Raw genomic sequence first — 19,732 nt, forward strand, 5'->3', positions numbered from 1 at the left:
GACTTTTTGCGGAGCAGCGTAGCCGCGCCCGCACGACACCTGAGGTCTATTCATGTCCGATACCTACATCGTTTGCTCGAATCTGTCTTTTGCCTGGCCGGACGACACTCCGGTCTTCGACGAATTGTCCTTCTCCGTGCCCGGTGGCCGAACCGGGCTGGTCGCCCAGAACGGCGTCGGGAAAAGCACTCTGCTCAGATTGATCGCCGGCCAACTGCGCCCACGCGCCGGCAGTGTGTCCGTCGACGGCGTTCTCGGATACCTTCCGCAGGACCTGCCACTGACGGGCGATCTGACCGTTGCCGAGGTCTTGGGCATCGCCCCGACGCTCGCTGCGTTGGACGCCGTCGAATCCGGGGACACACGAGAAGAACACTTCACCACAATCGGGTCCGACTGGGATATCGAGGAACGAACGCGTGCCCAACTCGGTCGACTCGGTTTGGCCGACATGACGTTCGATCGTCGCCTCGACACTCTGAGCGGCGGGCAGGTCGTCTCGCTCGGACTGGCAGCTCAACTCCTGCGACGCCCCGATGTCCTTCTCCTCGACGAACCCACCAACAACCTCGACCTGGACGCGCGCCGCAGGCTTTACGACGTTCTCGACGACTGGAGTGGTTGTCTGTTGGTAGTCAGTCACGATCGAGGACTACTCGACCGCATGGACCGCATCGCCGAACTTCACAGCGGCGAGATCAGCTTCTACGGTGGCAATTTCACCGACTACGAAGCCGCGGCACGCTCTGCTCGCGAAGTGGCGGAGAAGAACATCCGCAACGCCGAGCAAGAGGTCAAGCGCGAGAAGCGCGAACTGCAGCAGGCCCGAGAACGCGCTTCACGACGCGCAAGTAACGCCGCCCGCAATCTCGGGAACGCGGGCTTGCCCAAGATCTTTGCGGGGACCATGAAGCGCAATGCTCAGGAGTCGGCCGGCAAGGCCAACGAGACACACCTCGCCCGGGTCGACGCGGCGAAGGACCGGCTCGATCAAGCCGGCCGCGCTCTTCGAGACGACCAGACGATTTCACTCGAATTGCCCGGCACTCACGTACCCGCCGGACGCATGGTGTTCCTTGGTGAGCGAATGCAATTCGCGTTCGGCGATCGTGCGATCTTCACCGACCCCGGCATTGACCTGGCCATTCGAGGACCGGAGCGCATCGCCTTGACCGGGCCGAACGGCGTCGGAAAGTCGACGTTATTACGCATCGTCGACGGCGATGTGGCGCCGACTTCCGGTGAGGTCAAACGAGCCGACGGTCGAGTGGCATACCTGTCGCAGAGGCTCGACCTTCTAGATCCCGCACGGACCGTCGCAGAGAACTTTGCATTGTCCGCTCCGGGACTTCCGGCACCGGAACGCATGAACATCCTGGCGCGCTTTCTCTTTCGGGGTGCGGGTGCTCACCTACCCGTCGCTGCGCTCTCGGGCGGTGAACGATTGCGGGCTACGTTGGCGTGCGTGCTCTTCGCCGATCCGGCCCCGCAACTGCTTCTTCTCGACGAGCCGACCAACAACCTCGACTTGGTGAGCGTCGCGCAACTCGAAAGCGCCCTGAACGCGTACCAGGGGGCGTTCGTGGTGGTCAGCCACGACGAGAGATTCCTGGCCGAAGTGAAGGTCGAACGCTGGCTGAGGCTCTCGGACGGCCGTTTGACCGAGGTCGCCGCACCGGAGGCAGCGGGCTGATCCGAGCAGTGAACAGACGAAAGGCCTTCACACACGATGTGTGTGAAGGCCTTTCGTCTGCATGGCCGGTCAGGGAGTTCTGGTAAAGACCGGGTCGTCGAACGATCGACGTTGTGTCACCCAGTCCGTGGGCAAGACGTTCTCGATCACGTCTTCACGGGACTCGTCGAACACGACGATGCGATCGGCGATTCGCCACTCACCACGGCGCCTTTCGAACCTGTCGACGTAACGGCACTTGATCGTCGCAAGCGTCTGCACCGACCCCGAACCGGAACGCTCCTGACGGAGGAAGCACAAGCAGTACGACTCGCACTGAGCGACATCGCCGTTGACGTCGATCAGTACGTTGGAGATGCAGTGAATCGACGAGTCGATCGTCTTGTGCCTGAGCTTCATGTCTTCGATGAGCCCGTCGACGGTTCCGATGTAACCACCGTGGTTGTCTATTGCGTCGTCGAAGTAGCAGAGAGCTACGCTGTCGAAATCCTTCCGATCGACGGCCCGAGCGTAGCGATACAGAACTTCGGTGATTTCTTGCTTGTCAGCGAGGGACACGGTCAGGCTCCTGTTCTCACGAGGTGATCAATCAACCTGCAGTTCGACACCCTTGGTCTCCTTGATGAAGAAGACCGTGACGAGGGTGATCACGGCACAGAACACGAAGTATCCGGCCGGGGCGAGAGAGTTACCGGTCAAGCTGATGAGATAGGTGGCGATGAATGGCGCGGTGCCACCGAGGAACATGTTGGTGACGTTGTTACCCAATGCCAGACCGCTGTATCGCACAGATGCTTTCAGCATTTCGACATAGGTCACGTACGAAGCACCGTTGACAACGGAAACGCAGATGAAGAGAACAGACTGACCGACTACCGCCTGCCAGATACCAGAACCGGCCATCATCATGAACATCGGGATTCCGAGAACCACTGCGGCGGCACTACCGGCGAACAGCACCGGTCGACGCCCGTACTTGTCTGCCATGTATCCCGAGATCGGCAAGGTGATGACGCCGAGAACCAGTGCAAGAGAAGTGGAAAGGAACGCAACCCGTGACGAATGACCGCCCGTGGTCTGCAGGTAGGTAGCGGCGTACACCGAGGCGATGTAGTAACCGCCGGTGATGAGTGCGCCGAGCAGGATGATCTTGACGACGCTGCCGCCGGAGGTGCTGAGCAGTTCCCGGATGGGCAGCTTCTTGGTCTCACCCTTGTCCTGCAGTTCTTCGAACTGAGGAGTGTCTTCCATCTGGCTACGGATCCAGATACCGATGCCACCGATCAGCAGGCTGAGCAGGAACGGGATTCGCCACGCCCATTCGAGGATCTGCTCCTGCGAGAACACCGAGGTCAGGCCGAGCGCCATGAGCGAAGCTGCAAGCGAACCCAGGTAGGTGCCGGTGTTGACCATCGACGTCTGTGTGGCACGCCACCGCTTGGGAGCGGACTCGGAGACGAACGCGTTGGCGCCGCCGAGTTCACCGCCTGCCGCGAAGCCCTGAAGGCAACGAGCCAGAACGAGGATGGACGTGGCCCACACACCCAGCGTGGCGTATGTCGGCAGCAAGCCCATGCCCGCTGTCGCCAGAACCATCAGAAGGATGGTCCAGGAGAGAGCATTCTTTCGGCCGTACTTGTCGCCGATGTGGCCGAAGAAGATTCCGCCGGGCACGCGTAGGAAGAAGGCCACGGCAAATGCTGCAAAGGTACCGAGCAGTGCCGCATTCGGGTCGTGGGAGACGAAGAACAGCGCGGCGATGGTGGTGGCCATGTATCCGTAGATACCGAAGTCGTAGTACTCGACGACGGTACCGACGATGGCCGCGCGAATTACCTTCGTCGTCGACTGTCGTTCGGTTGCCACGCTGCTGCCCTCAGTGGATTCGGCTCTCGCCATGGTCTCATTCTCTGACATGTTGTTCCCTGCCTGGATTGGATACTGACTGGATTCGGTGCCGCGCAGACGTCGGACGTCAAGAGTGCGCGATGGAATGGACCGGTGCGCTGTCAGCGCTGGTCCTGGTGTACTTCGCCGCATTACGTCCCGCTACGCGGCCCATGGTCAAAGCGTTGGCAACTGCATTGCCGCCGCCCACGTATCTCAGTCCGAGGATTCCGGCGCCGGCCTCACCCGCGGCGTACAGACCCTCGATAGGTACCCCGGTGCTGCCGAGCACGGCCGCATCGGTGTTGATCTCCATTCCCGCGTGCGTGCAGACGAGCTCTGCCGGAAGGATTTTCGCGGCATAGAACGGAGCTGTCGCAATAGGATCCGGGTTACCGACGGCGCCCTTGTTCCGCAGCGTGCGATGGCGGAGGAAGTCGTCGTCGTGACCGCTGGGCAATTGCTCGTTCCATCGACGCAGGGTTTGCGTCAAATTCGCAACCGGAACACCCGTCGCCACTGCGAGGTCTTCGATCGTGTCCGCGCGAATCGTGCCACCGGCGGCGACTTCTTCCTCGATACGTTCGGGATTCCAATCCGCATATCCCGGAGCCAGATTCACGCGAGCGTTCTCGTCGAAGATCATCCAACCGTATCCACCCTGATGGTCGATGATGCCGGTCGAGACCGCGTACGAGCTGTCCTCGTCCATGAATCGACGGCCGTCCTGGTTGACGTAGATCCGCGACTTCGGCGGAAAACCGGCCTGCCAGTGATGGAATCGTTGGAAGTAGACGGTGGGCAGCATCAGGCCCCATCCGTCGCCCACTACGGAAGCACCGAGGTCTTCGGCAAAACGAAGATGGTCTCCGCGGCTCCCCTCGGCTGCGACGACGAACAGTGAGTCTCCGGCCTTGTTCGCGTCCGGGAAGTGGCGCTTGACCAACCCCGGATCTTGCGCGAATCCACCGGATGCAACAACGACGGCGCCCGCAGGTACCTCGATGTCGTCGGCGACAACACCGACAACCCGACCGTCTTCCTCCATCAACTTCTGTACTCGCGTCCCGAAGATGACCTCGATGCCGTGCTTACGACGCGCTTTGTCGAGCACCTGAATCAGTCCGTATCCCTGATCCTTGGGCACGTGGCCGCGCCAGACGTCCTCGACGCCGGCCTGCGCGAGCCCCGGCTGGTGTGCGTTGCCCGAGATCGCCGCGGGAACCTCGACGCCGAGTCCGATCAGCCATTCCAGTGTCGGACCGGCGTTTTCGCAGAACGCACGAATCAGCCCGGGTGAGAGCATCCACTGGTTGAGGTCCATGTAGTGCTGGAAGAACTTCTCCGCCGAGTCGTCGACGCCGAGGCCGGCCTGCACGCTCGTTCCGGCGGCCGTGAAGATACCGGCCGACAGCGCAGTGGATCCACCGAGTTCGGTTTCGGACTCGAACAGCAGAACGGATGCGCCTTCTTCAGCTGCGGACACTGCAGCGGCGAGGCCTGCTCCACCGCCGCCGATGACAACGACGTCCCAGTGCTCGGTCATGAAAGTTCTCCAGTCTCCGCGATGATGCGGTGGTAAAGACCGTTCGACACCAACCCGCCGTCGACAGTGAGTTCCGTACCGGTGGTGTAGGTCGAACTGTTCGAGAGCAGGAACAGCACTGCTTCGGTGATCTCGTCGAGAGTTCCCATGCGTCCGAAGGGAACCGACTTCAGCGATGCGGCGACGAAGTCGTTTGCGCCGCCGAGCAGCGCTGTGCCGACCAGTCCCGGGTGCACAGAGTTGACGCGAATCCCCCACTGCGCGAAATTGCCTGCGGCCGACTTCGACAGACCGGTCAGACCCCACTTGCTCGACGAGTAAGCCGGAGAAAAGTATCCGATCTGACCGGCAATGGACGAGATGTTGACGATCGATCCACCGCCACTCTCACGCATCAGCGGTGCCACCGCCTTCATACCGTAGAACGGGCCGAAGAGGTTGATCTTCATGGTCAGTTCCCAGATGTCGTTCGGGGTGTCCATGAATTCGAGCCGCCGCGAGATGCCGGCATTGTTGACCAGTCCGCCGAGTTCTCCACGAGTAGTGCGAATTTCGTCGACGACCCGGACCCAAGCTTCGGCATCGGTGACGTCGAGGAGATGAGCCGAAGCTGATCCACCGGCCGAGACGATGTCGTCGACCACGGCGGATGAATCGGAAACATCGGCAATGCAGACGTGCGAACCACGGGCCGCGAGGGTCCGTGCGTGGTGCGCTCCCATCCCGGCAGCACCGCCGGTGACGAGAACGACGCCGGGGTATGTCATGGACTCAGACATGCCGCGAACCACCGTCGACCGCAATGCTGTGCCCGGTGACGTAACGCGCGCTGTCCGAGAGCAGGAACAGCAGCGGTCCGAAGACCTCTTCGGGCGAGCCCAGACGATGCAGCGGCACCGCGTCGAGTGCGTTCGCGAGTGCGATCGGATCTTCCTGGACCCACTTCGTCATCGCCGTGTCGATGTAGCCGGGCGCGATGGAGTTCACCCGAATACCCTTGTCGCCGAACTCCACTGCGAGAGACTCCGTGAGGTGCGCGACGGCGGCTTTCGACGTGCAGTATGCGCCTCTCCCCTTCCGCACCCGCAGTGCAGATACCGAGGACATGTTGACGATGGCGCCGCCGGGACCGAGGTGGCGCGCCGCCGCCTGAGCGCCGTAGAGCACTCCTTCGACGTTGACACTCAGCGTTGCGCCGATCTGCTCCGGGGTGATCTCCTCGGCCAGCGCGAACGGGAAGATACCCGCATTGTTGATCCAGAAATCGACCCGGCCGAACTCCTTCAACGCCAACTGGGCAAGCAGTTCGTGCTCGTCGGGCTTGGTGACGTCGACCCGAGCTCCGACGACGCGACCCGGCTTGTCCGCCAGTGCATTCGATTCCAGGTCTGTGTTGATTCGTGCGGCCGTGGCGAGCATCTGCTCTTCGTTGATGTCAGCGCCGACGACGTGTACGCCGCGTGTTGCCAGTCCTTCGGCGAACGTCGCACCCATACCCTGGGCCGCGCCGGTCACCACTGCGACCTTGCCTGCCAACTCCGGGTACACCGCCGACATCTGCGTCACAACGGTACGGCCCGGGTTCGTCTGGTCAGAGCTTTCGGTCATGATGTACTTCTCCTACTGAATATTGTTGTGCAAGAAACTTTTCGGTACTTCAGCCTTGTTCGGACACTCGAGGTGCGTCGTCTCGGGAGACGGTGCGGCGGGCGATCTTCCATTCCTCACCGACCTGAACCATGCGATCAGCAACAGTCGTCATCCGCACCAGTCGCGACTCGCCGCCGCGCGCGGTGGCAAAGATCTGCAGGTACCCGTTCACTGCGAGGGCACTGTCGCCCACCGCTTCGACGACGACGTTCGTCACAACATGCCGATGCACCTCGTCGACGGCTTCCGCCGCAGCGTAGAAGCGAGCAGCGAACGCTGCAAGGTCGTCGAAACCGACCACGGGTTCCGGATAACTGGGGGAATGAAATTCACCGTTGTCGGTGAATGTCTGCGCCCAATCCTGGTGGCGCCCAGAGTCTATGCAATGACTCTGATGGCCGTACAGCTGGTGGATTGCGACAACATCCTCCGTTGCCACGACGCGATAGTTGCTCATGAAGGTTCTCTCCGAACACGCTGTGCTGCATCTGCCCGAAGGTTGTGCAGCTCCGTCAAGTGTGCGATAATCGCACACACTGTGCGATATGTTCAAAGCGTAGGTGGCATACCTCACAAACGTCAAGAAAGGGATTTGATGTCAGAGCTGAGCGAGGAACACCGACCGCGCAAAAGTGCAGTTCAAGTGGACTCCAGCATGTCGAAAACGCTGCACCACGGACTCGAGATCTTGGAACTCCTGACGTCCTACCCGCATGGCCTTTCGGTCACCGACATCGCCGACGGAGTGGGAGTCCACCGAACCGTCGCCCATCGGTTGATTCGAACACTCGAGGCACATCACCTGTGTCGCAAGGACTCCTTCAAGCGCGTCACTCTCGGCGCCGGCCTGGTCACCCTCGCCGAACCGGTGGAACAGGATTTGCGCACTCTCGCCCGCCCGATACTTCAAGAACTCGCCGAGGCCACCGAGGCGACCGCGCACCTGGTGGTCCGCGAGAGCGCCACCGAAGTGCGCGCACTGATGGTGGTCGAGCCGCGCAGCGCCAAGGTTCACGTCGCGTTTCATCCAGGGCAGGTCGATCCGATCGACCGCGGCTCCGCCGGGCTTTCCATCCTTGCTTCACTCCCGCCGACGAGCGGGGAACGAGAGGAAGTGGCGGCCGCACGCGCACGCGGCTACGCAGTGACCGTCGGCGAAGTCATCCCGTCCGTCCTGGGAATCTCGGCAGTGATCCCCGGCCGACGCCGCGACGCCATCTCCAGCCTCGGAATTTCCGTCTTCGACTCCGAGGACCAAGCAGCGCTGGGCGCCGAGGTCATGGCAGCTGCAAAAACCCTAGGCAGCATGTTGCGCTGATTCAGGCAACAGGCTGATCCGAACACCAGTCGAGCCCCGGGAATACCCGGGGCTCGACTTTGTTGACTCCTGATGAGATAGTTGAACAATCAACTACCTGACATCAGCTTCACGGATACAAGGAGTACGACATGCCTGCTGTGACAGTCGAGAACATCTTGGCCCTGCCCCGCCTCGACGAGCCGGCAGAGTCAGCAGTCGACCGCCCCGTCAAGAGCATCACCACCGCACCGGTCGGATACGAAGGTGAAGGCTTTCCCGTTCACCGCGCCTTCGCGGGCATCGACCTCTCCGCTCTCGATCCCTTCATCCACATGGACCAGATGGGTGAAGTCAACTACGCACCCGGAGAGCCCAAGGGCACTCCGTGGCACCCGCACCGCGGCTTCGAAACCGTCACGTACATGATCGACGGCATCATGGAGCACCAGGACTCCAACGGCGGCGGCGGTGTGATCGGCGGCGGCGACACCCAGTGGATGACCGCCGGCGGCGGCATCCTCCACATCGAAACTCCGCCGGAGCACCTCGTCGTCAGCGGTGGCCTGTTCCACGGCGTCCAACTGTGGGTCAACCTGCCCCGCGACAACAAGATGGCAGCGCCGCGGTACCAGGACATCACCGGCAACAAGGTGGCCCTGCTTTCCTCGTCGGACGGCGGAGCCCTGGTACGCGTCATCGCCGGAGACATCGCCGGCCACGCCGGACCCGGATCGACCTACACGCCCATCGCGCTCTCCCACACCACTGTCGCCCCGGGTGCGAGCCTGACTCTTCCCTGGAACCCCGAGTTCAACGCCATCGTCTACGTGCTCGCCGGCGAAGGAACGGTCGGAGCCGAGCGTCGACCCATTCGAACCGGGCAGACGGCTGTCTTCGGACGCGGTGACTCCATCACCGTCGCCGCTTCCGATCGCCAGGATTCACGGACCGAATCCCTCGAGGTCTTCATCCTCGGCGGCAAGCCGATCCGCGAGCCGATCGCCATGGCCGGACCGTTCGTCATGAACACCAAGTCCGAGGTCATGCAGGCTTTCGAGGACTTCCAGGCCGGACGCCTCGGATCCATCCCGGCAGCACACGAGAAGCTGAGCTGACATGTCGTCGACGGTCGTCCAACGAGCGGACGAACGTAGGCACCTCGACTACGGCTGGCTCACGGCGCGTCACAGTTTCCCCTTCGCGGGAAACTTCGATCACGCCGCGTACGCACACGGACTTCTCTTGGTGAACAACGACGACATCATCGAAGCCGACTCCGGCTTCGACACCCATCAGCACCGCGACACCGAGATCGTGACGTGGGTGCTCAGCGGATCGCTGGTTCACCAGGATTCCGCCGGGCACTCCGGTGTCATCCATCGGGGCCTCGCACAGAGAATGAGCGCCGGCTCCGGAATCCTGCACTCCGAGCGCAACGATCGCTGGCGGGCCGATGGCTCCCGTGTCACCGAACCCGTTCACCTCGTCCAGATGTGGATTCCGCCGGACGAATCCGGAGTCACTCCGAGTTATCAGGAACTCGACATCAATTCCGAACTCGACGGTGGCGGCCTGATCACCTTGGCGTCGGGGATGCCCGCGCATCGCGATCACAGCGCGATCAGTCTGCACAACAAACATGCGGCACTTCATGTTGCACGCCTCGAGACCGGCGGGTCGGTATTCCTACCGGACGCACCGTACGTGCACGGGTTCGTTGCCAGCGGCACCGTCGACGTCGAGGGAGTCGGACTACTCGGAGCGGGAGATTCGTTGCGACTCAAGGATACTGGAGGTCACCTCGTCCAGGGAATCGACGATGCCGAGATACTCGTGTGGGAGATGCACGCGTCGGCGAACTGACGACACCACCGAGTACGCCCAATGCTCGGACTACACAGCAGGTTCGTCGTAGGGTGGATGCCGGTAGTGGTGGATCCGGCAGTGGTGGATCCCGGTGGCACAGAAGGAGGAGCCATGGCATCTGGTCGAGCACAGGCCCCACGGACGACACCGCACATCGATGTGCACCGCTCCGGTGATCGCTTGAAATCCCGCGTCTCCTGGCTGGATTCGAAGCATTCGTTCTCGTTCGGACAGCACTACGATCCGGACAACACCCATCACGGACTGCTGCTCGTGAACAACGACGACACCGTACTGGCGGGAACCGGCTTCGACACCCACCCCCACAAGGACATGGAAATCGTGACGTGGGTGCTTCGCGGTTCACTCGTGCACCAGGACTCCATCGGCCACAGCGGCGTCATCTATCCCGGACTCGCCCAGCGTATGAGTGCCGGCACCGGAATCATGCACAGCGAGAAGAACGATTCGTGGCGCCTCGGCGGCGAACAGCATTCCGACCCCGTACATTTCGTGCAGATGTGGGTGGTACCGGACGAAGGCGGACTCACACCCGGGTACGAGCAACTCGAGATCGACGACGAACTGCTGCGCGGCGGTCTGATCCCGGTCGCCTCCGGCATGGACCGTTACAAGGATCATTCGGCGATTCGCATCAACAACAAGAACGCTGCCATGCACGTCGCTCGCATTCTGCCCGGCACCTCCGTTCATCTTCCCAGCGCACCGTTCCTGCATGTCTTCGTCGCGCAGGGCACCGCCGAGATGGAGGGTGTCGGCACACTGTACGAGGGCGATGCCGTCCGGTTGAGCGATTCGGGTGGGCAGCAACTGACCTCCGACGCCGGGGCCGAAGTCCTCGTCTGGGAAATGCATTCCCGTATCGGAGGTTGAGACCCGGTCTCGGCCGGACTGTGCGCGCTGGAGATACTCGACGGATGAGCATCGACAACTCCGCCGCGCCCGTCAAGAAGCTTGATCCCCTCAACACCTTGATGGGTGTGCGTGCCGTGTCGGTTGTGCCCGGGGACCTGGGCTTCGCCCAGTCCGTCGGCCCGCGATTCCACGATCACCGTGGCAAGACCGTGCTCGGTTCCATCGGAGTCATGATCGACGGAGCCATGGGCGGCGCGGTGTACTCGGGACTGACTTCCGGGCATCAGTCCGTACTCGCGCAGGTCACGGTCAGTGCCGGTGCAGACATCCCCGCCGTCGCGGACGTCGGTGCCACCGGCACACTCGTGCATCTCGACGACGGCGTCGGCCTGGCTTCCGGGCAACTTCACGACGACAACGGCACCCTCCTGGCCGTGATGGCCGGCCGTGCCATGGTGGTCTCGCGTCCTCCCGTCGTGGGAATCGACGACTACGTGGAGGGTGAGCCACTGCCCGTCCCGGTACCGGAGAAGACCAGCGACCTGCGCGGGCTGTCCGGATCCGACGTCGTCGAAGGAATCCGCGACGGCAAACTCGAACGCGGCCCGCTCGCCGGACTCCTCGATCTTGCGGTCGTCGAGGTGACCCCGGGTTCCGTCGTGGGCGAGTTCGACCCGGTCACCTGGATGGCCAACCCACTGGGCGCTGTTCAGGGCGGTGTCTTGATCTCGGCGGTCGACGCGGTTACCGGCCTGGCAGCACAAACCCTGACCAGCATCGATCAGGACTATCGCGTCCTCGACCACAAGATCGACTTCCTGCGCTCGCCGGACATCGGTGGACCGATCATGCGCGCCGAGGCCGTCGTGATTCGTGCCGGGCGCAGGCTCGCGCTGATCGAAACTCGCATCGTCGACGCCGGCGGACAGGTCTACGTGCGGGCCACGTCGAGCATCCAGATGCTCTCCCAGCAAGTTCACAGCGGATAACCAGTTCCGCACCAGGCCGCCCGTCCACCATTGAGACAACAGCCCACACAATGGAGGTACAGCGGCGTGAACAAAGACATCGAAGCAAGCCGGCTACGCGTGAGCCGTCGACGGGCCCTCGCCCTCGGCGGAACCATCAGTCTCGGCGGGCTCATCGCAGCGTGTTCCGGTAACAGTGGCACCGCCACGACGACTTCAACTGCGGCTGCGTCGACGACAACCGCGTCCGGAACTTCCGCCGCTGCCACGTCCGGCGATGCCGTCACCGCGCTTCTGGCCAAGGCGCCGCAGTGCGTCATGAGCAAGGAAGAGACGCAGGGGCCCTACTGGTTCGACGTCGACTCCATTCGCGGCGACATCCGCGAAGACCGTCCGGGCACCACACTGCAGGTGGCAATGCGCGTGCAGGACAACAGCCAGTGCAACGTCGACGGCAGCATCGGCGCGGTCTCCAACGCCGTCGTCGAGATCTGGCACTGCGACGCCGGCGGCGTGTACTCCGGTTTCGAATCCGGATCCCTGAGCGCCAACGGCGGTGGCGGCGGCGGAACTCCCCCGGCCGGCGGAATGGGCGAACCTCCGTCAGGTGCACCCGGGGGTGGAATGGGCGAACCTCCGTCAGGCGCACCCGGAGGGATGGGCGGCGGCATGGGTGGTTCCGGTGAGACCTCCGACGGTTCGTACAGCGTCGGTGACACCGAAGCAGCCACCACCGACGACGGCACCTACCTGCGCGGTGCCCAGACCACCGATGCAAACGGCATCGCGCAGTTCACCACGATCTTTCCCGGCTGGTACATGGGCCGCACCACCCACATTCACGTCAAGGTGCACATCGACAAGAAGACGGTCCTCACGTCGCAGACCTTCTTCGACGAGCCCCTTCTCGACGAGGTGTATTCGCAGTCCCCGTACAGCGAGCACACCGGTCGTGAGAACAACACGAACAACGCCAGTGACGGCATCTACGACGACACCGGCCTCATGACCGTCGAGAAGCAGTTGGACGGTTCCTACCTCGCCGTCATCAACCTCGGTATCGACGCCTGAGGTAGGAGCCTGACTCAGCTGCCCACGTATGCCGCGAGGTGCTTTCCGGTGAGGGTGGAGCCGTCGGCAACCAGCTCCTCGGGAGTGCCCTCGAAGACGATCCGGCCACCGTCGTGACCGGCACCCGGGCCGAGGTCGATGATCCAGTCGGCATGCGCCATCACGGCCTGGTGGTGCTCGATGACGATGACCGACTTACCGGAATCGACGAGTCGATCGAGCAGGCCGAGCAACTGCTCTACGTCGGCCAGGTGCAGTCCGGTGGTCGGCTCGTCCAGGACGTACACACCACCCTTCTCCCCCAGGTGTGTTGCCAGCTTGATGCGCTGACGCTCACCGCCGGACAGCGTCGTCAGCGGCTGGCCGATCGTGAGGTATCCGAGCCCCACGTCGACCAGTCGTACGAGGATCTTGTGCGCCGCAAGCGTCTTGGCCTCACCGTCGCCGAAGAACTCCTCGGCCTCGGCCACCGACATCGTGAGAACCTCGTTGATGTCCTTGCCACCGAATTTGTACTCGAGAACTTCCGCCTGGAAGCGCTTGCCCTCGCACTCCTCGCAGAGCGTGGCAACTCCGGCCATCATCGCCAGGTCGCTGTAGATGACGCCGTTGCCGTTGCACGTCGGGCAGGCACCCTCGGAGTTGGCACTGAACAGCGCCGGCTTCACGCCGTTGGCCTTGGCGAATGCCTTGCGGATCGGATCGAGCAGCCCGGTGTAGGTTGCCGGGTTGCTCCGACGCGAGCCGCGGATTGCGCTCTGATCGACCGACACCACGTCTTCGCGTTTCGCGAGCGATCCGTGGATCAGCGAACTCTTACCCGATCCGGCCACACCGGTCACCACGACGAGTACGCCGAGCGGCACGTCGACGTCGACGTCCTGCAGATTGTGCGAGTTCGCTCCACGGATCTCGATTGCTCCGGTGGACTCGCGCACCGTCTCCTTGATGGCGGCCCGATCGTCGAAGTGACGCCCCGTGACGGTGTCGCTGGCACGAAGGCCTTCGACGGTGCCCTCGAAGCAGACGTTTCCGCCGGCGCTACCCGCGCCCGGACCGAGGTCGACGATGTGGTCGGCGATCACGATCGTCTCCGGCTTGTGCTCGACAACGAGCACCGTGTTGCCCTTGTCCCGCAGGCGCAGCAGAAGGTCGTTCATCCTTGCGATGTCGTGCGGATGCAGGCCGGTGGTGGGCTCGTCGAAGACATACGTGATGTCGGTGAGCGAGGAACCCAGGTGACGAATCATCTTGGTGCGCTGAGCTTCACCGCCGGACAGTGTTCCCGACGGACGGTCGAGACTGAGGTAACCGAGTCCGATCTCCACGAACGAGTCGAGCGTTTCACCGAGCGTCGTGAGCAACGGCGCGACCGACGGCTCCTTCAATCCGCTGACCCATTCCGCGAGATCGCTGATCTGCATCGAGCAGGCGTCGGCGATGTTGACGCCCTTGATCTTCGACGACCTGGCACCCTCGCTCAGTCGCGTCCCGTCACATTCGGGGCAGGTGGTGAACGTGATCGCACGCTCCACGAAGGCCCGGATATGGGGTTGCATTGCGTCGACGTCCTTGGCCAGGAACGACTTCTGAATCTGCGGAATCAGACCCGTGTACGTCAGGTTGATTCCTTCGACCTTGATCTTGGTCGGCTCCTTGTAGAGCAGATCGTTCAGTTCTTTCTTGGTGTACTTCTTGATCGGCTTGTCGGGATCGAAGAAGCCGCAGCCGCGATAGATCCGGCCGTACCAACCTTCCATGCTGTAACCGGGAACCGTGATCGCACTCTCGTTGAGCGACTTGGTGTCGTCGTACAACGCGGTCAGATCGAAATCGTTGACCGCCCCTCGTCCCTCACAGCGCGGACACATGCCGCCGGTGATCTTGAAGCTACGACGCTCTTTCGTCTGACGGCCTCCACGTTCCATGGTGACCGCGCCTGCTCCGGAGATCGAGGCCACGTTGAACGAAAACGCCTGAGGCGAACCGATGTGAGGCTTTCCGAGACGGCTGAACAAGATGCGGAGCATCGCGTTGGCGTCGGTCGCGGTTCCGACTGTCGAGCGCGGGTCGACGCCCATCCGCTGCTGATCGACGATGATCGCGGTGGTCAGGCCATCCAGAACATCGACGTCCGGCCGCGCGAGCGTCGGCATGAATCCTTGAACGAAAGCGCTGTAGGTCTCGTTGATCATCCGCTGCGATTCCGCGGCGATCGTACTGAACACCAGCGAACTCTTGCCCGAACCGGAGACGCCGGTGAAAACCGTCAGCCTCCGCTTCGGGATCTCGACGCTGATGTCTTCGAGATTGTTCACCCGCGCGCCTTGCACGCGGATCAAATCGTGGCTGTCTGCAGTGTGCAAGGCAGTCATCGTGTCTCCATCTGTCAGTCGATCGCCGACGGTCTCAGCGCAGTTGACGGTCTCAGCGCAATTCTTGAATACGGATCAGGTTTCCCGCTGGATCGCGGACGGCGCAATCGCGGACGCCGTACGGCTGCTCGGTCGGTTCTTGGACTATGTCGATGTCGCCGGCCTGAAGCCGCTCGAACGTATCGTCCAGATCTTTGGTGGCCAGGAGAAGTCCGCCGTACGTGCCCTTGGCCATCATCTCGATGATGGTGCGGCGCTCGTCGTCGGTGATTCCGGGATCGACGGCCGGCGGATGCAGCACGATGGAGGTGCCGGGCTGGCCGGGCGGTCCTACCGTGATCCAACGCATGCCGTCGTAGCCGACGTCGTTGCGAACCTCGAAGCCGAGGGTGTCGCGGTAGAAGTTCAGGGCGGCGTCAGGGTCGTCCTGCGGAAGGAAGCTCGAGTGAATGGTGATGTCCATGGCGATCACGTTAATTGCGGTTGTGGGGTCTGCGCTTCTCGATTCCTGATCGGTCTGGTGACTTGTTTGGACACGCAGGACGGCATTCCGGCCGTCGACTGTTCGGCCTCGCGCCGATAGACGCTGGGCGGGACCCCTACCAATTCGGTGAACTTACTGCTGAAAGTGCCGAGAGAGCTGCAGCCGACTTCGAAGCAGACGTCCGTGACACTGAGGTCCCCGCGGCGCAGTAACGCCATTGCGCGCTCGATTCGCCTGGTCATCAGGTAGGCGTACGGCGGTTCGCCGTACGCCTGACGGAATTGGCGACTGAGATGCCCCGCAGACATGTTCACTCCCCGCGCGAGCGCCTCCACGTCCAGAGGCCGCGCGTACTCCCGGTCGATACGGTCTCGCACGCGTCGTAGTCGTGCGAGGTCCTGCAGGTGCGGATCTGCGGCAGGTCTGCTGGTCACGTATTCGATCGTGCCATGCCATACCGACGTTGCCCAGCACAAGAGATGAACTCGGCGTGGAGCGATCGCGCACACACCGAGCAGTTCGTCATGATCGTGTAAGGATGGAGAAATGACCACGGCTCATCGCTCAGGCATCGACCTCACCCACCTCGACGGCGGCACACGGGCGCAGGACGATCTGTTCGTCCACGTCAACGGAAAATGGCTCGCCGAATACGAGATTCCGGCAGACCGCGCAGTCGACGGGGCCTTCCGGACGCTTTACGACAAGGCCGAACAAGACGTACAGACCATCATCACCGAAGCTGCGGAGTCCAACTCTGCCGCCGGTACCGATGCACAGCGCATCGGCGATCTGTACTCGAGCTTCATGGACGCCGACGCCGTGGAGGCCGCGGGCCTCGGCCCCATCGACGACGAGCTCGACGCCGTCGCCGATGCGCCCGACCGGTCGTCGTTGGCCACCGTGATCGGACGCCACCAGCGCGTGGGCGTCGGCGGTGCCATTTCGCATTACGTCGACACCGATGCCAAGAACTCCGAGCGGTACCTGATCCACTTCAGCCAGTCGGGAATCAGCCTGCCCGACGAGTCGTACTACCGCGAGGACAACTACGCCGAGATCCGCGAGAAGTACGTCGCGCACATCGACAAGATGTTCACCCTCGCCGGCGTCGGCTACGACGCCCAGCGTGTGTTCGAACTCGAGAAGAAGATCGCGGCCGGGCACTGGGACGTCGTCAAGCGTCGTGACGCAGATCTGAGTTACAACCTCGTGGGCTTCGAGGAACTGACCGAACAGAACCCCGGTCTGGACTGGGCGGCATGGCTGTCCGGTCTCGGCGCCGATTCGGAGAAGTTCGCCGAAATCGTGGTCCGTCAGCCCGATTTCCTGCACACCTTCACCGCGCTCTGGGCGTCCGAGTCACTCGACGACTGGAAGGCCTGGGCGGCGTGGAAGGTGCTGCACGCCCGTTCCCCCTACCTGCATTCGGCGCTGGTCGACGAGACCTTCGCTTTCTACGGCACCACGCTCTCGGGAACCGAAGAGAACCGTGAGCGCTGGAAGCGCGGGGTCAGCTTGGTTCAGGATCTGCTCGGCGAGGCCGTCGGAAAGCTCTACGTCGACCGTCACTTCCCCGCTGAGGCGAAGACCCGCATGCTGGAACTGGTCGCCAACCTGCAGGAGGCGTACCGCCGCAACATCTCCGACCTCGAGTGGATGAGCCCGCAGACTCGTGAGGCCGCGTTGGCCAAGCTCGAGAAGTTCACCCCGAAGATCGGTTACCCCGACAAGTGGCGCGACTACGCCGGTCTCGATATCTCGGCTACCGATCTGGTGGGCAACTACCGTCGTGGATACGCCGCCGAGTACGACCGTGACCTGGCCAAGCTTGGTGGCCCCGTGGACCGTGACGAGTGGTTCATGACGCCGCAGACCGTCAACGCCTACTACAACCCGGGCATGAACGAAATCGTCTTCCCCGCAGCCATTCTCCAGCCGCCGTTCTTCGACGCCGCAGCCGACGACGCTGCAAACTACGGCGGCATCGGCGCCGTCATCGGCCACGAGATCGGGCACGGATTCGACGATCAGGGCGCCAAGTACGACGGCGACGGCAACATGGTCGACTGGTGGACCGACGAGGACCGCAGCGAATTCGGCAAGCGCACAAAGGCTCTCATCGAGCAGTACAACGAGTTCGAACCCAAGGAACTGCCGGGCCACCACGTCAACGGTGAGTTCACGATCGGCGAGAACATCGGCGACCTCGGCGGTCTGTCGATCGCGATCGCGGCGTACAAGATCGCGACCGAAGGTACCGAACCGCCGGTCATCGACGGCCTCACCGGCTTGCAGCGCGTGTTCTTCGGGTGGGCTCAGGTATGGCGCACGAAGGCTCGCGAAGCCGAGGCGATTCGCCGTCTGGCCGTCGACCCGCACTCGCCGCCGGAGTTCCGGTGCAACGGCGTCGTCCGTAACCTCGACACGTTCCACGAGGAGTTCGACGTCAAGCCAGGTGACGCACTGTATTTGGACCCGGAGAAGCGTGTGAAGATCTGGTAGCAGCAGGGGCAAGCCCCCGTGCGCGCTTAAGGACCCTCTGGACTCCCTGAGCGCGCACGGGGCCGAAGGCCCTACCTGGCGTACATGATCACCCCGACACCGACCAGACAGATCAGCGCACCGGCGATGTCGAAACGATCCGGGCGGAATCCGTCCATCACCACCGCCCAGAGCAGTGAACCCGCTACGAAGATCCCGCCGTACGCGGCGAGGATGCGCCCGAAGTTGGCATCCGGTTGCATCGTGGCGACCAGACCGTAGAGGCCGAGCGAGATGACGCCGAGCCCTACCCAGATCCATCCCTTGTGTTCGCGAATTCCCTGCCATACCAACCACGCGCCCCCGATTTCGAGCAGCGCGGCGAGTACGAACAGCAACAGCGAACGTGCGACGGTCATGCCGCACACAGTATCGCTACAGACGTACCCCGGTCTCTGCGGAGAAGAAGTACACCTCGCCGGCCTTGGGCAGCAGATGAAGCGACTCCCCCGGTGCCACCGACATCTTCCGGTCGACGCGAATGACGATCCGTCCGGATCGGCTCTGCCACTGGCAATCCGGCGTACCCTTCGCGTACACGAACGATTCGGCGCCCAACTCTTCGAGCAGGTCGGCGTCAACGGCCAGCGAGCCCTTTCGCCACGCCCCCACCAGATCCCACGACTCCGGGCGGACTCCCACGACTACCCGATCCCGCTCGGACGCCCCGGTGGGCAGCGGAATCCGCAAGTCACCGAGCACTGCGACGGTGCCCTCGACCGGCGCTTCGATCAGGTTCATGCCGGGCGATCCGATGAAGGCGGCCACAAATGTGTTGACGGGGTTGTCGTAGAGTTCCCGCGGCTTTGCCACCTGCTGCAAGCGACCGTCCAGCATTACCGCGACGCGGTCTCCCATCGTCATCGCCTCCACCTGATCGTGGGTGACGTAGACCGTGGTGGTGCCGAGACGGCGCTGCAAGGCGGCGATCTGCGACCGCGTGCTGACGCGCAGTTTGGCGTCCAGATTACTGAGCGGTTCGTCCATGCAGAACACCTTGGGATGACGAACAATGGCTCTACCCATGGCAACTCGCTGACGTTGCCCACCGGACAGCTTGGCCGGTTTGCGTCCGAGCAGCGGTTCGAGTTCGAGCATCCGCGCGGCCTCGAGCACCCGCTCTCGGCGCTCGGTCTTTCCGACTCCCGCATTCTGCAGCGCGAAACCCATGTTCTGCTCGACGGTCATGTTCGGATACAGCGCGTAACTCTGAAACACCATGGCGACATCGCGCGCCCGCGGAGCGAGGTGCGTGACGTCCGTGCCGCCGATCTCGATCCGGCCGTCCGACGCGGATTCGAGACCGGCGAGCATTCGCAGGCTGGTGGACTTACCGCAACCGGAAGGTCCTACGAGTACCAGGAACTCACCGTCGGCGATGTCGAGGTCGAGACGGTCGACCGCCGGTCGATCGGTTCCTTCGTAGCGGTGCGTGACTCCCGCGAATTGCACGTTGGCCATGAGTGCTCTCT

19 protein-coding genes are annotated in these 19,732 nt (G+C 62.9%); 8 read left to right on the forward strand and 11 right to left on the reverse strand.

The genetic code is table 11. The annotated features are described in order from the left end of the window. The first annotated feature begins 52 nt into the window (after positions 1 to 52). Positions 53 to 1,693, forward strand: a complete 1,641-nt coding sequence (locus tag ABWI03_RS01020) for an ABC-F family ATP-binding cassette domain-containing protein (RefSeq protein WP_298777200.1) — start codon at positions 53 to 55, stop codon at positions 1,691 to 1,693. 69 nt (positions 1,694 to 1,762) lie between these two features. Here the strand turns inward: ABWI03_RS01020 and ABWI03_RS01025 are convergent, their stop codons facing one another. From ABWI03_RS01025 to ABWI03_RS01050, 6 genes are all read right to left on the reverse strand, one after another. Next, positions 1,763 to 2,251 (reverse strand): nuclear transport factor 2 family protein, encoded by a 489-nt coding sequence (locus ABWI03_RS01025; RefSeq protein WP_298777199.1) that lies wholly within the window; start codon positions 2,249 to 2,251, stop codon positions 1,763 to 1,765. 27 nt (positions 2,252 to 2,278) lie between these two features. Then, the gene (locus ABWI03_RS01030; RefSeq protein WP_007731424.1) at positions 2,279 to 3,592 is read right to left on the reverse strand and encodes an MFS transporter; all 1,314 of its coding nucleotides are present in this window, start codon (positions 3,590 to 3,592) and stop codon (positions 2,279 to 2,281) included. Between the two features lie 76 nt (positions 3,593 to 3,668). Continuing rightward, positions 3,669 to 5,126, reverse strand: coding sequence for an FAD-dependent oxidoreductase (locus tag ABWI03_RS01035; protein WP_298777198.1), 1,458 nt, complete (start codon positions 5,124 to 5,126; stop codon positions 3,669 to 3,671). Then, positions 5,123 to 5,905, reverse strand: coding sequence for an SDR family NAD(P)-dependent oxidoreductase (locus tag ABWI03_RS01040; protein WP_298777197.1), 783 nt, complete (start codon positions 5,903 to 5,905; stop codon positions 5,123 to 5,125). The genes ABWI03_RS01035 and ABWI03_RS01040 overlap by 4 nt, the downstream gene beginning before the upstream one ends. Further along, positions 5,898 to 6,734 (reverse strand): SDR family NAD(P)-dependent oxidoreductase, encoded by an 837-nt coding sequence (locus tag ABWI03_RS01045; RefSeq protein WP_007731420.1) that lies wholly within the window; start codon positions 6,732 to 6,734, stop codon positions 5,898 to 5,900. The genes ABWI03_RS01040 and ABWI03_RS01045 overlap by 8 nt, the downstream gene beginning before the upstream one ends. Positions 6,735 to 6,783: 49 nt before the next feature. Continuing rightward, entirely contained in the window at positions 6,784 to 7,233 is a 450-nt protein-coding gene (locus ABWI03_RS01050; RefSeq protein WP_298777196.1) for a nuclear transport factor 2 family protein, read from the reverse strand. Positions 7,234 to 7,371: 138 nt separating this feature from the next. Here ABWI03_RS01050 and ABWI03_RS01055 point away from each other — a divergent pair, with 138 nt between their 5' ends. From ABWI03_RS01055 to ABWI03_RS01080, 6 genes are all read left to right on the forward strand, one after another. After that, complete coding sequence (locus ABWI03_RS01055) at positions 7,372 to 8,094, forward strand: IclR family transcriptional regulator (protein WP_095968577.1); 723 nt, start codon at positions 7,372 to 7,374, stop codon at positions 8,092 to 8,094. Positions 8,095 to 8,225: 131 nt separating this feature from the next. After that, positions 8,226 to 9,191 carry a pirin family protein gene (locus ABWI03_RS01060; protein ID WP_095968576.1) on the forward strand — a complete coding sequence of 322 codons (966 nt, stop codon included), beginning with the start codon at positions 8,226 to 8,228 and terminating at the stop codon, positions 9,189 to 9,191. A gap of 1 nt (position 9,192) precedes the next feature. Next, complete coding sequence (locus ABWI03_RS01065) at positions 9,193 to 9,939, forward strand: pirin family protein (RefSeq protein WP_166809176.1); 747 nt, start codon at positions 9,193 to 9,195, stop codon at positions 9,937 to 9,939. A 114-nt stretch (positions 9,940 to 10,053) separates the two neighbouring features. Next, complete coding sequence (locus ABWI03_RS01070; protein WP_095968860.1) at positions 10,054 to 10,836, forward strand: pirin family protein; 783 nt, start codon at positions 10,054 to 10,056, stop codon at positions 10,834 to 10,836. A 44-nt stretch (positions 10,837 to 10,880) separates the two neighbouring features. Next, on the forward strand, positions 10,881 to 11,807 hold the full coding sequence (locus ABWI03_RS01075; protein WP_298777195.1) for a PaaI family thioesterase: 927 nt from the start codon (positions 10,881 to 10,883) through the stop codon (positions 11,805 to 11,807). A 66-nt stretch (positions 11,808 to 11,873) separates the two neighbouring features. Next, positions 11,874 to 12,857 (forward strand): peptidase associated/transthyretin-like domain-containing protein, encoded by a 984-nt coding sequence (locus ABWI03_RS01080; protein WP_298777194.1) that lies wholly within the window; start codon positions 11,874 to 11,876, stop codon positions 12,855 to 12,857. 14 nt (positions 12,858 to 12,871) lie between these two features. Here ABWI03_RS01080 and ABWI03_RS01085 read toward each other — a convergent pair whose 3' ends face one another. From ABWI03_RS01085 to ABWI03_RS01095, 3 genes are read right to left on the reverse strand one after another with little or no spacing between them, the layout of a single operon-like run. Continuing rightward, positions 12,872 to 15,232, reverse strand: a complete 2,361-nt coding sequence (locus tag ABWI03_RS01085) for an ATP-binding cassette domain-containing protein (protein WP_058037707.1) — start codon at positions 15,230 to 15,232, stop codon at positions 12,872 to 12,874. Between the two features lie 52 nt (positions 15,233 to 15,284). Beyond that, positions 15,285 to 15,695, reverse strand: a complete 411-nt coding sequence (locus ABWI03_RS01090) for a VOC family protein (protein ID WP_095968859.1) — start codon at positions 15,693 to 15,695, stop codon at positions 15,285 to 15,287. 5 nt (positions 15,696 to 15,700) lie between these two features. Next, a complete protein-coding gene (locus ABWI03_RS01095; RefSeq protein ID WP_095968571.1) occupies positions 15,701 to 16,150 on the reverse strand; it encodes a helix-turn-helix transcriptional regulator in 450 nt (149 codons plus the stop codon). 112 nt (positions 16,151 to 16,262) lie between these two features. Here ABWI03_RS01095 and ABWI03_RS01100 point away from each other — a divergent pair, with 112 nt between their 5' ends. Next, a complete protein-coding gene (locus ABWI03_RS01100; RefSeq protein ID WP_296551848.1) occupies positions 16,263 to 18,221 on the forward strand; it encodes a M13 family metallopeptidase in 1,959 nt (652 codons plus the stop codon). A gap of 71 nt (positions 18,222 to 18,292) precedes the next feature. Here ABWI03_RS01100 and ABWI03_RS01105 read toward each other — a convergent pair whose 3' ends face one another. Both ABWI03_RS01105 and ABWI03_RS01110 read right to left on the reverse strand, forming a co-directional pair. Next, complete coding sequence (locus ABWI03_RS01105) at positions 18,293 to 18,619, reverse strand: YnfA family protein (protein ID WP_003940244.1); 327 nt, start codon at positions 18,617 to 18,619, stop codon at positions 18,293 to 18,295. A 16-nt stretch (positions 18,620 to 18,635) separates the two neighbouring features. Next, a complete protein-coding gene (locus tag ABWI03_RS01110) occupies positions 18,636 to 19,721 on the reverse strand; it encodes an ABC transporter ATP-binding protein (protein ID WP_095968569.1) in 1,086 nt (361 codons plus the stop codon). Between the last annotated feature and the right edge of the window lie 11 nt (positions 19,722 to 19,732).

The organism is Rhodococcus baikonurensis, from assembly GCF_040489275.1.
In the GTDB taxonomy this organism is placed as follows: Bacteria; Actinomycetota; Actinomycetes; order Mycobacteriales; family Mycobacteriaceae; genus Rhodococcus_F; species Rhodococcus_F baikonurensis.

What these genes read in the sequence shown, in the direction of transcription:
- ABWI03_RS01035 (WP_298777198.1), bottom strand. Translation starts at nt 5,126, where the DNA reads ATGACCGAGCACTGGGACGTCGTTGTCATCGGCGGCGGTGGAGCAGGC.
- ABWI03_RS01110 (WP_095968569.1), bottom strand. Translation starts at nt 19,721, where the DNA reads ATGGCCAACGTGCAATTCGCGGGAGTCACGCACCGCTACGAAGGAACC.
- ABWI03_RS01090 (WP_095968859.1), bottom strand. Translation starts at nt 15,695, where the DNA reads ATGGACATCACCATTCACTCGAGCTTCCTTCCGCAGGACGACCCTGAC.
- ABWI03_RS01065 (WP_166809176.1), top strand. Translation starts at nt 9,193, where the DNA reads ATGTCGTCGACGGTCGTCCAACGAGCGGACGAACGTAGGCACCTCGAC.
- ABWI03_RS01045 (WP_007731420.1), bottom strand. Translation starts at nt 6,734, where the DNA reads ATGACCGAAAGCTCTGACCAGACGAACCCGGGCCGTACCGTTGTGACG.
- ABWI03_RS01075 (WP_298777195.1), top strand. Translation starts at nt 10,881, where the DNA reads ATGAGCATCGACAACTCCGCCGCGCCCGTCAAGAAGCTTGATCCCCTC.
- ABWI03_RS01055 (WP_095968577.1), top strand. Translation starts at nt 7,372, where the DNA reads ATGTCAGAGCTGAGCGAGGAACACCGACCGCGCAAAAGTGCAGTTCAA.
- ABWI03_RS01085 (WP_058037707.1), bottom strand. Translation starts at nt 15,232, where the DNA reads ATGACTGCCTTGCACACTGCAGACAGCCACGATTTGATCCGCGTGCAA.
- ABWI03_RS01100 (WP_296551848.1), top strand. Translation starts at nt 16,263, where the DNA reads ATGACCACGGCTCATCGCTCAGGCATCGACCTCACCCACCTCGACGGC.
- ABWI03_RS01105 (WP_003940244.1), bottom strand. Translation starts at nt 18,619, where the DNA reads ATGACCGTCGCACGTTCGCTGTTGCTGTTCGTACTCGCCGCGCTGCTC.
- ABWI03_RS01040 (WP_298777197.1), bottom strand. Translation starts at nt 5,905, where the DNA reads ATGTCTGAGTCCATGACATACCCCGGCGTCGTTCTCGTCACCGGCGGT.
- ABWI03_RS01060 (WP_095968576.1), top strand. Translation starts at nt 8,226, where the DNA reads ATGCCTGCTGTGACAGTCGAGAACATCTTGGCCCTGCCCCGCCTCGAC.
- ABWI03_RS01030 (WP_007731424.1), bottom strand. Translation starts at nt 3,592, where the DNA reads ATGGCGAGAGCCGAATCCACTGAGGGCAGCAGCGTGGCAACCGAACGA.
- ABWI03_RS01020 (WP_298777200.1), top strand. Translation starts at nt 53, where the DNA reads ATGTCCGATACCTACATCGTTTGCTCGAATCTGTCTTTTGCCTGGCCG.
- ABWI03_RS01070 (WP_095968860.1), top strand. Translation starts at nt 10,054, where the DNA reads ATGGCATCTGGTCGAGCACAGGCCCCACGGACGACACCGCACATCGAT.
- ABWI03_RS01050 (WP_298777196.1), bottom strand. Translation starts at nt 7,233, where the DNA reads ATGAGCAACTATCGCGTCGTGGCAACGGAGGATGTTGTCGCAATCCAC.